Genomic DNA, 13,699 nt, shown 5'->3' on the forward strand with positions numbered 1-13,699 from the left:
CAGGCGGCCCACGGGCTCCTTCACCCCCAGCGACCTTTAGACTCGTCCTTTGGCACCTTTGTGTCCTAGTGCCGAGCGCGCCCTGCGCGTCGCGCGGGGGACCCACCAGCCAGCCATCGGAAGTACGGGAAGAGATGTCGGCACCGAACAAGTCGTACGACCCTGTCGAGGTCGAGGCACTGAAACCGGAAGAGATCGAGCGCATGCGGGACGAGGCGCTCGCCGCCTTCGCCTCCGCCGGCGACCTCGACGCGCTGCGTGAGGCGAAGACCGCGCACATGGGCGACCGCTCGCCCCTGGCGCTCGCCAACCGCGAGATCGGCGCCCTGCCGCCGCAGGCCAAGGCCGAGGCGGGCAAGCGCGTGGGCCAGGCCCGCGGCGCCGTGAACAAGGCCTTCGGGGCCCGCACGGCCGAGCTCGAAGCCGAGCGCGACGAGCGGGTGCTGGTCGAGGAGGCGGTGGACGTCACGCTGCCCTACGACCGGGTCCCCGCCGGTGCCCGGCACCCCCTGACCACGCTGATGGACCGCATCGCGGACATCTTCACGGCCATGGGCTACGAGGTGGCCGAGGGGCCCGAGGTCGAGGCGGAGTGGTTCAACTTCGACGCCCTCAACTTCACCCCCGACCACCCGGCGCGCCAGATGCAGGACACGTTCTTCGTCCAGGGCCCGAAGGGCACCCAGGGCGACGAGTCCGGCGTCGTGCTGCGCACCCACACCTCCCCGGTGCAGGCGCGCACGCTGCTCGACCGGGAGCCGCCCGTGTACGTGGTGTGCCCGGGCCGGGTGTTCCGCACCGACGAGCTCGACGCCACGCACACCCCGGTCTTCCACCAGGTCGAGCTGCTCGCCGTGGACGAGGGCCTGACCATGGCCGACCTCAAGGGCACCCTGGACCACATGGTCCAGGCGCTCTTCGGCAAGGACATGACCACGCGGCTGCGCCCGAACTTCTTCCCGTTCACCGAGCCGTCCGCCGAGATGGACATGCAGTGCTACGTGTGCCGCGGCGAGTCGGTGGGCAACCCCGACCGGCCGTGCCGCACCTGCTCCAGCGAGGGCTGGATCGAGCTCGGCGGCTGCGGAATGGTCAACCCCAAGGTGCTCATCGCCTGCGGCGTGGACCCGGAGAAGTACAGCGGGTTCGCCTTCGGGTTCGGCATCGAGCGGATGCTGATGTTCCGCCACAACGTCGAAGACATGCGAGACATGGTCGAGGGTGACGTCCGGTTCACCCGGCCGTTCGGGATGGAGATCTGATGCGGGTCCCGCTTTCTTGGCTGCGGGAGTACGTCGACCTGCCTGCCGGCGAAACCGGTCGTGACGTACAGGCCAAGCTCGTAGATGCCGGCCTTGAGGTCGAAAGGGTCGAGCAGCTCGGCGCCGGTCTCAAGGGCCCCCTGGTCGTCGGCCAGGTGCTGACCATCGAGGAGCTCGAAGGCTTCCGCAAGCCGATCCGTTTCTGCACGGTCGACGTCGGCCAGGCCAACGGCACCGGCGAGCCGCAGGAGATCGTCTGCGGCGCCCGGAACTTCTCCGTCGGCGACAAGGTCGTCGTGGTCCTGCCCGGCGCCGTCCTGCCCGGCGACTTCGCGATCGCCTCGCGCAAGACGTACGGCAAGACCTCGCACGGCATGATCTGCTCCGGTGAGGAGCTGGGCATGGGCGACGACGGCACGCACGGGATCATCGTGCTGCCGCCGGAGCACGAGGTCGGCACCGACGCGATCGAGCTGCTCCAGCTCGTCGACGAGGTCCTCGACATCGCCGTCACCCCGGACCGCGGCTACTGCCTGTCGATGCGCGGTGTGGCCCGTGAGACCGCCACCGCGTACGGCCTGCCGCTGCGCGACCCGGCGCTGCTCGACGTGCCCGCGCCGAACTCGTACGGCTACCTGGTCAAGATCGACGACCCGGCCGGCTGCGACCGGTTCACGGCCCGTACGGTGACCGGCCTCGACCCCGAGGCGAAGTCCCCGATCTGGCTGACGCGGCGCCTGCAGAAGGCCGGCATGCGCCCGATCTCGCTCGCCGTCGACGTCACCAACTACGTGATGCTCGAACTCGGCCAGCCGCTGCACGCGTACGACCGCTCCCGCCTGGACGGCGCGATCGGCGTGCGCCGCGCCGAGCAGGGCGAGAAGTTCACCACCCTCGACGGGGTCAAGCGCACGCTCGACGCCGAGGACCTGGTGATCACCGACAACAGCGGGCCGATCGGCCTGGCCGGTGTCATGGGCGGTGCCAACACCGAGATCGCCGACTCCGTGACCGACCCCGAGACGGGCGCCGTCTCGGGCACCACGGACGTGGTCATCGAGGCCGCGCACTTCGACGCCCTGACGATCTCGCGCAGCGCCCGCCGCCACAAGCTCGCCTCGGAGGCCTCCAAGCGCTTCGAGCGCGGCGTCGACCCGCAGGCGGCCTCCGCGGCCGCGCAGCGGACCGTCGACCTGCTCGTGCTGCTCGCGGGCGGCACGGCCGAGGCCGGCGTCACCGAGCTCACCGCCCCGGGCGCCCCGCGCAGCATCGCGATGCGCGCGGACCACCCGGACCGGGTCGCGGGCATGGACTACGGCCGCGAGACCGTCGTCCGCCGCCTCCAGGAGGTCGGCTGCGACGTCTACGGCCAGGACGAGCTCGTCGTGACCGTCCCCTCGTGGCGGCCCGACCTCGCCGAGCCCAACGACCTCGCCGAAGAGGTCATCCGGCTGGAGGGCTACGGGAACCTCCCGTCGACCCTGCCGAAGCTGCCCTCCGGCCGCGGTCTGACCGCGCGCCAGGAGCTGCACCGCCGGGTCGGCCGCGCGCTGGCCGGCGCGGGCTACGTCGAGGCGCTCAACTACCCGTTCATCGGCGAGGGCGTCTTCGACCAGCTCCAGCTGCCCGCGCACGACGCGTCCCGCCAGGTCGTCAAGCTGGTCAACCCGCTCTCCGACGAGGAGCCGGCGCTGCGCACCACGCTGCTGCCGGGTCTGCTGGGCGCGCTGCGCCGCAACGACAGCCGGGGCAGCCACGACCTCGCCCTCTTCGAGACGGGCTCGGTCTTCCGGGCCGGCCCGCAGCCGGGTGTCGCCGTACGGCTGCCCGTCGACCGGCGTCCCACGGCCGAGGAGATCGCCACGCTGAACGCCGCCCTGCCGGCCCAGCCGCGGTACGCCGCGGTCGTGCTGGCCGGTGCGCGCGAGCAGGCCGGCTGGTGGGGCAAGGGCCGCCCGGCCGACTGGGCGGACGCGGTGCAGGCCGCGCGCTCGCTGGCCGCCGAGGCCGGCGCGGAGCTCGTCGTGCGCCAGGGCCGGTACGGGCCGTGGCACCCGGGCCGGTGCGCCGAGCTGCTCGTCACCCTGAACGGGGTGGAGACGGTCATCGGGCACGCCGGTGAGCTGCACCCGCGCGTCGTCAAGGCGATGGGCCTGCCGGCCCGCACCAGCGCCATGGAGCTCGACCTCGACCGCCTCGCGGCGGCCGGTGGCGGGGCCGTGATGGCGCCCCGGATCTCCACCTTCCCGGTGGCGACCCAGGACGTCGCGCTGATCGTCGACGCGTCCGTCCCGGCGGCCGACGTCGAGGCCGCGCTGCGCAAGGGGGCCGGCGAACTGCTGGAGTCCCTGCGGCTGTTCGACGTGTTCACCGGCGACCAGGTCGGCGCGGGCAAGAAGTCCCTGGCGTACGCGCTGCGCTTCCGCGCGGCCGACCGCACGCTGACCGCGGAGGAGTCCACGGCCGCGCGCGACGCGGCGGTGGCACTGGCGGGCGAGCGCACGGGCGCGGTGCTGCGCGGGGCGTGACGGCGTAACGGCCTTTCCGCCGAAGCGGATTGAGGCATCGAGGGGCATGTCCGCAGCTGCGGATGTGCCCCTCACTCATTTGGGTGAGAACGCCGGTGACCCGTGTCCAGGGGCGGGGCGGGTCGACAGAATCGTTGCGGCCGAGGGGAGGCCGGAACGATGATCACGCGCGGGGAGATGCCCCAGGTGCGTCGGGTGTGCGTCCTCGCGTGGGGCGCCGCCGCGGTCTCCTGGGAGCTGTCCACCCCCGGGCGGCTCGGCGCCAGCCTGGCCAGCTGTGCGGCGTTCCTGTTACTGGCAGCCGGGTGTGCGCTGCACATCCGGCACGCGCTCATGGCCGAGCTGCGGCGGGTGCAGGAGATCGCGGGCGCGGCGCAGCGGGCCGTGCTGCGGCCGCTGCCGGGGCACATCCAGGGCCTGACTCTGGCCGCGGCCCAGCTGTCGGCGAGCCGGGGCGCGGCGGTGGGCGGGGACCTGTACGAGGCCGTGCCGACGGGGTACGGGGTCCGGGTCGTCATCGGGGACGTACGGGGCCACGGACTGCCGGCGCTGGGAGCGGCGGCGGCGGTGCTCGGTGCCTTCCGGGAGGCGGCGTACGACGAGCCCGGGCTGGGCGGGGTGCTGGTCCGCATGGAACGCGCCCTGGCCCGGCACGTCCTGGCGCAGGACGCCGCCGAGGAGTTCGTGACGGTGCTGCTGCTCCAGATCGCGCAGGACGGCTCCGTGCTGGCCCTGAACTGCGGGCACCCGTGGCCGTACCTCCTGCGCGAGCCGCGGCCGCTGGAACCCTGCGGGGCTCCGCCGCGGGCCGCCCCGGGCCGGAGGGTCCGGGCAGAGCCCGGGAGACGGAGACGGGGCGGGGCGGTGGAGGACGCGGCGCAGCGGCGCACGGTCGTACGGTCGCTCGACGGCGGTGAGGTGTTGCCCCCGCTCGGGGTGGTGCCCGTACCGCCCGGCCTGCCGGCGCAGGACTGCGGCCAACTGTGGCCCGGCGACGTGCTGTTCCTGCACACCGACGGCGCCGAGGACGCCCGCGACGCGGCGGGGCGGTTCTTCCCCCTGCGCAGCGTGCTCGCCGGGCTTCCGGCCGACACGCCCGCGCGGCTGGTCGCGGGCGTGCACGCCGAACTGCTGCGTCATACCGGCGGGCGACTCACGGACGACGTCGCCCTGTTGGCGCTGCGCAGCGACCGCAACCCCTGAACCGGAGGGGACCGCACACCGGGCCCGGTGGGAGGGCCCGGCGCGCGTTCCACGGCCCCTGCCGGGGCCCGGCGACCAACCGGGCGCCGGCGGGGCCGGATCGCGCCGCCCGCCTGCCATGGAGTGTCGGGCAGACAGCAAGGCGGGCGGCGCGGGGCGGGTCGTCGCACTGTACGAGGGGGAGCCGACGACCCGGGCTGCCTCTTTGGCGAGGCTCTTAAGTGAAGCGCCCCCGGGGCTCGTTGCGGCAGGGTGCGTATCGCATTTATGCGCGTTCCTGGTTCACACCCCGTGTGAATCAAAAGGAGTGCACCCCGTGTGAAGCACGCACCCACTAGCCTGAGACCGAAGAGCCCTTGGAGGGGCCCATGCAGCCCAACGCCCTGCTCGACGCCCTCCTCGCCGAGGCGGGCATGTCCCACGCGGGACTCGCGGCGCACGTCAACCAGGCGGGCCGCTCCCGTGGACTGGCCCTGCGCTACGAACACACCGCCGTCACCCGGTGGTTGAAGGGCCAGCGGCCGCGCGGCCAGGTGCCCGACCTGATCTGCGAGGTGCTCGGCGGCCGGCTCCGGCGCCCGGTGTCCCTCGACGACGTGGGGCTCGGCCTGCCCGGCCAGCCCGTGTCCCCGCACGGCTCCCCGCTCAGCGGCTTCGTCGACCGGGCGGCCGCCCTGTGGCGTTCCGACGAGCAGGGCCGCGTCCAGCTGCTCACCGCCGAGGCCGTCACCGGGACGCCCGCCGTGATCCCGGTCTGGGAGTGGGAGAACCCGCCGGAGGACGCCGACGTCTCCCGCGACGGGCCGAACCGGATCGGCCCCGAGCACATCGAGATCCTCCGGGCCGCCCGCGCCCACTACGAGCTGATGTACCGCCGGGCCGGCGGGGTGGCCACCCGGGCCCGGATCGTCCGTTTCCTCGGCAGCGAGACGGCGCCGATGCTGCGCGGCAGCTACCCCGACGGGCTCGGCCGCCAGCTGCACCGGGCCACCGGCTCCCTGGTGGCGGTGGCCGGGATCTGCGCGTACGACTCGGACGCCCACGGGCTCGCCCAGCGCTACTTCCACCAGGCGCTGCGGCTCGCGAAGGCCAGCGGGGACCGGGGACTCGGGGCCTACGTTATCGCGCTGATCGTCAACCAGTCCCTGCACCTGCGGGAGTACCGCCAGGCCGTCGCCTTCGCCGAGGCCGCGCTGCGCGCCGCGGGCCGGGACACCACCCCGGCGCTGACCGCCGACCTGTACGCCATGCAGGCCAAGGCCTATGCCCAACTCGGTGACACCTCCGCCGCGCTGGCCTGCATCCGCAGCGCCGAGGCCGCCGCCGAGCGGATCCGGCCCGGCACGGAGCCCGACGAGACGGGGTACGTACAGCCCGGGCTGGTCAACGTACAGGTGGCCGAGGCGCTGCTCAGCCTGGGGGACCTGCACGCCGCCCACGAGCAGGCGACGGCCGCGGTCGGGACCCCGGCGCACGACCGCGGGCGGGTCCACCGGCTGGCGATGCTGTGCGAGATCCAGCTGCGCCAGGGCGAGGCGGACGGGGCGGTGGCGGCCGCCGCGGAGATGGCGGAGCGGGCCAAGGGCATGGAGTCGCTGCGACTGCGGGACCGGCTGCGGGCGGTCCGCGAACAGCTGCTGACCAGCGGATGTTCCGGCGCGGAGGAGACCGCGCAGCTGATCGACGGGGCGCTTCGCGTTCCCCTGTGAGCGCGCGAACTGCTGCCATGTTGCCACCTACTCGAACGGAAGGTGGCACAACCGTGCAGTGGACGAACCTGAGTGAGCAGACCGTGTACAAGAACCGCTGGTTCGACGTGAACCTCGCCGATGTGGAACTTCCCGACGGCCGGCACCTGGACCACTTCGTGATCCGGCTGCGGCCGGTCGCCGTCGCCACGGCCGTCAACGAGGCCAACGAGGTGCTGCTGCTGTGGCGGCACCGCTTCATCACCGACAGCTGGGGCTGGGAACTGCCCGCCGGCGTGGTCGAGGACGGCGAGGACATCGCGGTGGCCGCGGCCCGTGAGATGGAGGAGGAGTCGGGCTGGCGGCCCGGGCCCCTGCACCACCTGATGACCGTGGAGCCGGCCAACGGGCTGACCGATGCCCGCCACCACCTCTACTGGGCGGACGGGGCGACGTACATCGGACATCCCGAGGACGACTTCGAGTCCTCACGCCGCGAGTGGGTGCCGCTCAAACTCGTGCCGGACATGATCGCGCGCGGCGAGATCCCGGCCGCCAACATGGCGGCCGGGCTGCTGCTCCTGCACCATCTGCGGCTCGGCTGAACGCGCCGGCAGCGGGCCGGCGGCGGGTCGGCAGCGGGCCGTACGCCGTGGGCCGGGGGGCCGTGCGGGGGCCGCGACGGTACGGGATCAGCCGTACGGGTAGAAGCCCGAGCCGGTCTTGCGGCCGAGGCGGCCCGCGTCGACCATCCGCTGGAGCAGCGGGGGAGCGGCGTACAGCGGCTCCTTGTACTCCGCGTACATCGAATCGGCGATCGAGGCGATCGTGTCGAGGCCGATCAGGTCGGAGAGCTTGAGCGGACCCATCGGGTGGGCGCAGCCCAGCTCCATGCCGTTGTCGATGTCCTCGCGGCTCGCGATCCCGGACTCGAACATCCGGATCGCCGACAGCAGGTAGGGGACCAGGAGCGCGTTGACGACGAACCCGGACCGGTCCTGGGCGCGGATCGCGTGCTTGCCCAGGACCTTCCCCACCAGGGCCTCGGCCCGCTTGATGGTCTCCTCGCTGGTGGTCAGCGCCGGGATCAGCTCGACCAGCTGCTGCACCGGCGCCGGGTTGAAGAAGTGGATGCCGATGACCTGGTCGGGCCGCGAGGTGGTGACGGCCAGCTTGACCAGCGGGATCGAGGAGGTGTTGGAGGCGAGGATCGCGTCCGGCCGGGTGATCACCTGGTCGAGGACCTGGAAGATCTCCGTCTTGACCTGCTCGTTCTCGACGACGGCCTCGATGACGAGGTCGCGGTCGGCGAACTCGCCGAGATCGGTGGTGAAGGTGAGGCGGGCCAGGGTCGCGTCCCGCTCCTCCTCGCTGATCTTGCCGCGTTCGGCGGCCTTGGTCAGGGAGTTGTGCAGCCGGGTGCGCCCGATCTCCAGGGCCTCGCCGGTGGTCTCGGCGACCTTCACCTCAAGGCCGCTGCGGGCGCACACCTCGGCGATGCCCGCGCCCATCTGGCCACAGCCCACTACGCCGACCCGGGTGATGTCGGAAGGGAGGTCAGTCACTTCGTGCCTTTCGCTGCTCATCCGTCGGCGGGTCCCCCGTGCTGCGCAGTGTCACTGCGTCCCGGCGCCCGCCACGCCCCACGACGTTACCCCCGACCTTGACCGTGGCGGGGGGCCGGGGCGGGCATGCTGTCAGATGCAGGGAACTGTCACGCAACGGAACGGAGTCGTCACATGGCGTACATCGGGCGTCGGGGGCTGCTGGCGGGAGCCGCCGGGCTGCTGGCCACGGTGGGCGGAGCGGCCCCCGCGCGGGCGGCGCACGGGCGCGGTCCGCGCCGCAAGGCGGCCGCCGAGTTCCGCGCGATGTGGATCGCCTCTGTGGAGAACGTCGACTGGCCCTCCGAGAGCGGGCTGGACGCCGCGGACCAGCGCGAGGAACTGGTCCGCCTGCTCGACACCGCCGTCGCCCGCCGCCTGAACGCCGTGATCCTCCAGGTCCGCCCCGCCGCCGACGCCATGTGGCCGGGGGCGCGGGAGCCCTGGTCGCAGTGGCTGACCGGGGTGCAGGGCGAGGACCCGGGCTGGGACCCGCTGGGTACCGCGGTCGCCGAAGCGCACGCCCGGGGGCTGGAGCTGCACGCCTGGTTCAACCCGTACCGGGTGGCCAACCACACCGACCCCGACCGCCTGGCCGAGGACCATCCGGCCCGGAGCAACCCCGACTGGACGGTCGCGTACAACAACAAGCTGTACTACAACCCCGGGCTGCCCGAGGTGCGCGCCTTCGTGCAGGAGGCCATGCTCGACGCCGTCTCCCACTACGAGGTGGACGGGGTGCACTGGGACGACTACTTCTACCCCTACCCCGTGGAGGGGGAGGAGTTCGACGACGACGACGCGTACGAGCGCCACGGCGCAGGCTTCGCCTCCCGCGCCGACTGGCGGCGCGCCAACACCGACGCGCTGGTCCGCGAGATGTCCGAGCGGGTACGGGCGGTCCGCCCGGCCGCGCGCTTCGGCATCAGCCCGTTCGCGGTCTGGCGCAACAGCGACCGGGACCCGCTGGGTTCCCCGACGCAGGCCGGGGTGGAGACGTACGACGACCTGTACGCGGACACCCGCAAGTGGGTCCGGGAGGGCTGGATCGACTACATCGTGCCGCAGGTGTACTGGCAGATCGGCCATCCGAGCGCCGACTACGCGAAGCTCGTGCCCTGGTGGGCGCAGACGGTGGCCGGCACCGACGTGGCGCTGTACGTGGGCGAGGCGCTGTACCGGTGCGACCGGTACAGCGCCACCGCCGCGTGGCGCGATCCGCAGGAGCTGTCCAAGCACCTGACGTTCGCCCGCGATTACCCCGAGGTCCGCGGCCACGTCTACTTCTCGGCGAAGCAGGTGGTCGCGGACCCCAATGGTGCGATGGCCAGGGTCGTCGCCGACCATTACCCGACGGCCGTGCCGCCGAGGTGACGCGGGGGCCGTGCCGGCCGCGTCGCGTGGGTGAGGTCAGTGAGGGGGCTCCGACGGGTGCTTGACGACGCAGTCGGGGCCCGGAGACATGACTGCCTCGTGACCGTCCTGGAAACGGACCCGGTAGGGAGGGGTGCCGTTGTCACCGAGTACCTGAGTGATCTCACCGACCTTGTCGTGCTGCCCCACGATCCTGCCGTGCTGCACCAGCTGGTCGCCCTCGGTCGCGCGCATTGCTGACCTCCTCGGAGGCGGTCTGAATCCGGTGACAGCAGTTTACGGCGGTTTGTCGGGATTAGGCCCGCTGGGTCACGGCGATGCAGACCAGGACCGCGCAGGCCGCGACCGGGGCGGCCGGGGACAGCTGCTCGCCCAGCAGTGCCACCGACCAGACCAGGGTCAGCAGCGGCTGGGCGAGCTGGAGCTGGCTGGCCCGCGGGGCGCCGATCTCCGCCATCCCGCGGTACCAGACGTACAGCCCGAGGAAGGTGGAGCCGGCCGCCGCCCAGAGGAGCCCGGCCACCCCGTGGCCGCTGAGGTGGACCGGCTCGTACGCGAGTCCCAGCGCGGAGCCGGCCAGGCTGAGCGGCAGGCACAGCACGAGAGCCCAGCCGATGACCTGCCAGCCGGGCAGGGTGCGGGCCAGTCGCCCGCCCTCGGTGTACCCGGCGGCGCAGACCAGCAGGGCCCCGAAGAGGTAGCCGTCGCCGGCCGAGAGGGCGCCGCCGCTCTGGGTCAGGGTGAAGCCGAGCACGACGGCGGCCCCGGCGACGGCCGCGCCCCAGAACCGGCGCGAGGGGCGGGCCCCGGTGCGCAGCGCCGACACGGCGGCCGTGGTCAGCGGGAGCAGGCCGACCACGACGGCGGCGTGCGAGGTGGTGGAGGTGGTCAGCGCCAGGGTGGTGAGCAGCGGGAAACCGACGACGACTCCGGCGGCGACCACGGCCAGGCCCGTCCAGTGCGCGCGGGCGGGCAGCGGTACGCGCCCGGCCAGCAGGAAGGCGCCCGCGATGAGCGCGGCGAGGAGGCTGCGCACGGCGACGAAGGACCAGGGGCCGAAGCTCTCCAGGCCCCAGGCGGTGGCGGGGAAGGTCAGCGAGAAGGCGATGACGCCGAGGCCGGCGAGGGCGGTACCGCCGGTGGCCCGGCCGCCGAGGCCGCTGCGACCGCCGAGAGGCCCGCGACCGCTGCGAAGGCCGCGAGGTCCGCGGCCGCCGCGGCCGCTGCGTTGCTCCTGCGGAGCGCGGGGTGCGGGATCCTCGACCGCTATCGCGGTGTGGGGAGTAGCGCTATTCTGTGCTGTCATGTACGAGCGTAGCAGTGTGGCGGAGCTGGCAGAATCCTTGCGGTCCGAGCTCGACCGCTACTCAGTGGGTGGAAAGCTCCCTTCCAGTCGGGCGCTGGTGGAGCGCTACCGGGTCAGCCCCGTCACGGTCTCCCGCGCCCTCGCGCAGCTGGCCGCCGAGGGGCTGGTCGTCACCCGGCCCGGCGCCGGGGTGTTCCGGGCCCGTCCCCGCACGGCGGAGCCCGCGCCCGGGGACACCTCCTGGCAGGAGGTCGCCCTGAGCGCGGAGGGCGCGGGCGAGGTGGTCCCGCGTTCGGTGGACGCCTCCGGGGTGCTGGCCTGCCTGGCCGCGCCGCCGTCCGGGGTGATCGGGCTCAACAGCGGCTACCTGCACCCCTCCATCCAGCCCGAGCGGGCCATGGCCGCCGCGCTGGCCCGGGCCGGGCGGCGCCCCGGGGCCTGGGAGCGGCCGCCGATGGAGGGGCTGCCCGAGCTGCGCGACTGGTTCGCCCGGGAGATCGGCGGGGCCGCCGGGGCCGTCGGGGCCGCCGATGTCCTGATCACGGCGGGCGGGCAGAGCGCGCTCACCACCGCCCTGCGGGCGCTGGCCCCGCCCGGGGCGCCGATCCTCGTGGAGTCCCCGACCTACCCCGGGCTGCTGGCCATCGCCCGCGCCTCCGGATGCCGGCCGGTGCCCGTCCCGGTGGATGCCGAGGGGGTCCGGCCCGAGCTGCTGGCCGCCGCCTTCGAAGCGACCGGCGCGCGGGTGTTCGTATGCCAGCCGCTGTTCCAGAACCCGACGGGTGCGGTGCTGGCCCCCGGGCGGCGGGCCGAGGTGCTGCGGATCGCGCGGGCCGCCGGGGCCTTCGTGGTGGAGGACGACTACGCCCGGGCGCTGGGCCACGACGACGCCCCTCCGCTCCCGCCGGCGCTGGCCGCCGAGGACCACGACGGGGTGGTCGTGCACGTCCGGTCCCTGACCAAGGCCACCTCACCCAGCCTGCGGGTGGGCGCGCTCGCCGCCCGCGGCCCGGTGCTGGACCGGCTGCGGGCCATCCAGGTCGTCGACTCCTTCTTCGTGTCCCGGCCGCTCCAGGAAGCGGCCCTGGAGCTGGTCGGCGCCCCTGCCTGGCCCCGCCACCTGCGGTCCGTCTCCGCCGAGCTGCGCCACCGCCGGGACCTGCTCGCGGGTGCGGTGCGCCGGGAGCTGCCCGGGCTGACCCTGCCCCATCTGCCCTCGGGCGGCTACCAGTTGTGGGCGCGCATGGCCGAGGGCGACGACGACGCGGCCTTCGCGGCGGCGGCCCTGCGCGCCGGGGTCGCGGTCGCCGCGGGCCGCCCGTACTTCTGCGCGGAGCCGCCCGGTCCGTACGTACGGCTCAGCTTCGCCGGGGTCTCGGGCGCGGCGGAACTGGGCGAGGCCGTACGCCGGCTGCGCGCACTGCGGGCCCCGTCCTAAATCGCTGGAGCAACTCCGCGCCACCGGCCTACCCTGCGGTCATGGACGGCATCAAGATCACCACGCTCGCGCAGCGACCCGAACTGGCCGAGCGGCTCTGGGACATGAAGGACACCTGGCCGCAGTTCGCCCAGCACGACCCGATCGCCTGGCTCCTCTACCCCCGGATGGTCGCGGAGCTCGCCGACTACGTCCTGGTCGCCACCGACGGCGACGCGGTGATCGCCCGCGGGTTCAGCGTGCCCTTCGCCCAGCACGCGCCGGGCCGGGACGGGGCGCTGCCCGCGCGGGGCTGGGACCAGGTCCTCATGTGGGCCTTCTCCGACCTGCGGCGCGGGATCGCACCCGACACGGTGAGCGCCATCGAGATCACCGTCGCCACCGACCGGCTCGGCGAGGGCCTGTCGGGGCGGATGCTGGCCGCGATGCGGGACAACGCCCGCGCCCGCGGCTTCGCCGAGGTGGTCGCTCCGGTCCGGCCCAGCGGCAAGCCGGCCGAGCCGGAGACCCCGATGGAGGAGTACGCGTACCGCACGCGCGAGGACGGTCTGCCGTACGACCCGTGGCTGCGGGTCCACGTCCGCGCAGGGGCGGTGATCGACTCGGTGGCCCCGCTGTCGATGACGATCACCGGCTCGCTGGCGGAGTGGCGGGAGTGGACCGGTCTGCCGTTCGACACGACGGGCCCGGTACGGGTGCCGGGAGCGCTTGCCCCGGTCCGCTGCGAGGCGGAACAGGGCCACGCGTCGTACGTGGAGCCGAACGTCTGGGTCCGCCACCCCCTGAACACCCTCTAGGTACGGCCCGGTCAGGATGAGCACGAGGACCGGCCGGCGCTGAGTACGGCCGCCCAGGCGGACCGGCGCCGGGGCCGGTTGGCTGTGCCCATGCACGAGACGGCACCTTCCCCGACCACCGACCGCGCCGCCGCCGGAACCTCTGCGGCGGACGTGGTGCTGCGCTATGTCACGAGCTTGGCGCTGGCCCTGATTCCGGTGGCGTTCCTCTTCGGCGCCTTGGCCGGGATGGCCGAGGAGGTTCACCCCCGGACCGTGGCGGTCGTCACGGTCTGCTGGTTCGGGTCCTGGACGGCCACTCCGCTGCTGGTGGCGGCCTTCTGGCTGTGCCGGCGCCGCCCCGCCCTGGCCGCGGCGGGCCGCTGGGCGGGATGGGTCGCGACGCTCCCACCGACGGTCACGATCATGCTGGCCCTCGGCCTGTGACGCCCGCTGCTTCCCGGCACCCGGCGGACCCCAATCGCCGTCCCCGTCCCCGCCCCCGCTCCGGTCGGCGGGG

12 protein-coding genes are annotated in these 13,699 nt (G+C 73.7%); 9 read left to right on the forward strand and 3 right to left on the reverse strand.

The genetic code is table 11. The features are described from left to right. The first annotated feature begins 134 nt into the window (after positions 1-134). The 5 genes from pheS to CP980_RS26700 all read left to right on the forward strand — a co-directional run bounded on the left by pheS (position 135) and on the right by CP980_RS26700 (position 7,286). Entirely contained in the window at positions 135-1,262 is a 1,128-nt protein-coding gene (pheS, locus tag CP980_RS26680; RefSeq protein WP_132760393.1) for a phenylalanine--tRNA ligase subunit alpha, read from the forward strand. Continuing rightward, positions 1,262-3,790 carry a phenylalanine--tRNA ligase subunit beta gene (gene pheT, locus CP980_RS26685; RefSeq protein ID WP_132760392.1) on the forward strand — a complete coding sequence of 843 codons (2,529 nt, stop codon included), beginning with the start codon at positions 1,262-1,264 and terminating at the stop codon, positions 3,788-3,790. Before pheS ends, pheT begins: the two co-directional genes overlap by 1 nt. A 159-nt stretch (positions 3,791-3,949) precedes the next feature. Beyond that, positions 3,950-4,993: a PP2C family protein-serine/threonine phosphatase gene (locus tag CP980_RS26690; RefSeq protein ID WP_229907173.1), complete on the forward strand. Its 1,044-nt coding sequence runs from the start codon at positions 3,950-3,952 to the stop codon at positions 4,991-4,993. Between the two features lie 368 nt (positions 4,994-5,361). Beyond that, positions 5,362-6,702, forward strand: coding sequence for an NsdA family TPR-like regulatory protein (locus CP980_RS26695; RefSeq protein ID WP_150529238.1), 1,341 nt, complete (start codon positions 5,362-5,364; stop codon positions 6,700-6,702). Between the two features lie 53 nt (positions 6,703-6,755). Continuing rightward, positions 6,756-7,286 carry an NUDIX hydrolase gene (locus CP980_RS26700; RefSeq protein WP_132760390.1) on the forward strand — a complete coding sequence of 177 codons (531 nt, stop codon included), beginning with the start codon at positions 6,756-6,758 and terminating at the stop codon, positions 7,284-7,286. A gap of 87 nt (positions 7,287-7,373) precedes the next feature. On the opposite strand, the gene CP980_RS26705 is transcribed toward CP980_RS26700, so the two are convergent. Further along, a complete protein-coding gene (locus CP980_RS26705; protein ID WP_063789474.1) occupies positions 7,374-8,267 on the reverse strand; it encodes a 3-hydroxybutyryl-CoA dehydrogenase in 894 nt (297 codons plus the stop codon). Positions 8,268-8,420: 153 nt separating this feature from the next. Here CP980_RS26705 and CP980_RS26710 point away from each other — a divergent pair, with 153 nt between their 5' ends. Beyond that, positions 8,421-9,659: a glycoside hydrolase family 10-like protein gene (locus CP980_RS26710; protein WP_150529239.1), complete on the forward strand. Its 1,239-nt coding sequence runs from the start codon at positions 8,421-8,423 to the stop codon at positions 9,657-9,659. Positions 9,660-9,695: 36 nt separating this feature from the next. Here the strand turns inward: CP980_RS26710 and CP980_RS26715 are convergent, their stop codons facing one another. Beyond that, positions 9,696-9,893: a DUF1918 domain-containing protein gene (locus tag CP980_RS26715; protein ID WP_132760388.1), complete on the reverse strand. Its 198-nt coding sequence runs from the start codon at positions 9,891-9,893 to the stop codon at positions 9,696-9,698. 61 nt (positions 9,894-9,954) lie between these two features. Next, on the reverse strand, positions 9,955-10,965 hold the full coding sequence (locus CP980_RS26720; RefSeq protein ID WP_132760387.1) for a DMT family transporter: 1,011 nt from the start codon (positions 10,963-10,965) through the stop codon (positions 9,955-9,957). Between CP980_RS26720 and CP980_RS26725 the strand changes: the two genes are divergently transcribed. The 3 genes from CP980_RS26725 to CP980_RS26735 all read left to right on the forward strand — a co-directional run bounded on the left by CP980_RS26725 (position 10,964) and on the right by CP980_RS26735 (position 13,626). Continuing rightward, a complete protein-coding gene (locus tag CP980_RS26725; protein ID WP_150529240.1) occupies positions 10,964-12,403 on the forward strand; it encodes an aminotransferase-like domain-containing protein in 1,440 nt (479 codons plus the stop codon). The two genes, CP980_RS26720 and CP980_RS26725, sit on opposite strands and share 2 nt — an antisense overlap. Positions 12,404-12,444: 41 nt before the next feature. Continuing rightward, positions 12,445-13,200: an N-acetyltransferase gene (locus CP980_RS26730; RefSeq protein WP_132760385.1), complete on the forward strand. Its 756-nt coding sequence runs from the start codon at positions 12,445-12,447 to the stop codon at positions 13,198-13,200. Positions 13,201-13,290: 90 nt separating this feature from the next. Then, positions 13,291-13,626 carry a hypothetical protein gene (locus tag CP980_RS26735; RefSeq protein ID WP_189998924.1) on the forward strand — a complete coding sequence of 112 codons (336 nt, stop codon included), beginning with the start codon at positions 13,291-13,293 and terminating at the stop codon, positions 13,624-13,626. Positions 13,627-13,699: the final 73 nt, after the last annotated feature.

The sequence above is a fragment of the Streptomyces vinaceus genome (assembly GCF_008704935.1).
GTDB lineage: Bacteria > Actinomycetota > Actinomycetes > Streptomycetales > Streptomycetaceae > Streptomyces > Streptomyces vinaceus.

What these genes read in the sequence shown, in the direction of transcription:
- pheS (WP_132760393.1), top strand. Translation starts at nt 135, where the DNA reads ATGTCGGCACCGAACAAGTCGTACGACCCTGTCGAGGTCGAGGCACTG.
- pheT (WP_132760392.1), top strand. Translation starts at nt 1,262, where the DNA reads ATGCGGGTCCCGCTTTCTTGGCTGCGGGAGTACGTCGACCTGCCTGCC.
- CP980_RS26690 (WP_229907173.1), top strand. Translation starts at nt 3,950, where the DNA reads ATGATCACGCGCGGGGAGATGCCCCAGGTGCGTCGGGTGTGCGTCCTC.
- CP980_RS26695 (WP_150529238.1), top strand. Translation starts at nt 5,362, where the DNA reads ATGCAGCCCAACGCCCTGCTCGACGCCCTCCTCGCCGAGGCGGGCATG.
- CP980_RS26705 (WP_063789474.1), bottom strand. Translation starts at nt 8,267, where the DNA reads ATGAGCAGCGAAAGGCACGAAGTGACTGACCTCCCTTCCGACATCACC.
- CP980_RS26710 (WP_150529239.1), top strand. Translation starts at nt 8,421, where the DNA reads ATGGCGTACATCGGGCGTCGGGGGCTGCTGGCGGGAGCCGCCGGGCTG.
- CP980_RS26715 (WP_132760388.1), bottom strand. Translation starts at nt 9,893, where the DNA reads ATGCGCGCGACCGAGGGCGACCAGCTGGTGCAGCACGGCAGGATCGTG.
- CP980_RS26725 (WP_150529240.1), top strand. Translation starts at nt 10,964, where the DNA reads ATGTACGAGCGTAGCAGTGTGGCGGAGCTGGCAGAATCCTTGCGGTCC.
- CP980_RS26720 (WP_132760387.1), bottom strand. Translation starts at nt 10,965, where the DNA reads ATGACAGCACAGAATAGCGCTACTCCCCACACCGCGATAGCGGTCGAG.
- CP980_RS26730 (WP_132760385.1), top strand. Translation starts at nt 12,445, where the DNA reads ATGGACGGCATCAAGATCACCACGCTCGCGCAGCGACCCGAACTGGCC.
- CP980_RS26735 (WP_189998924.1), top strand. Translation starts at nt 13,291, where the DNA reads ATGCACGAGACGGCACCTTCCCCGACCACCGACCGCGCCGCCGCCGGA.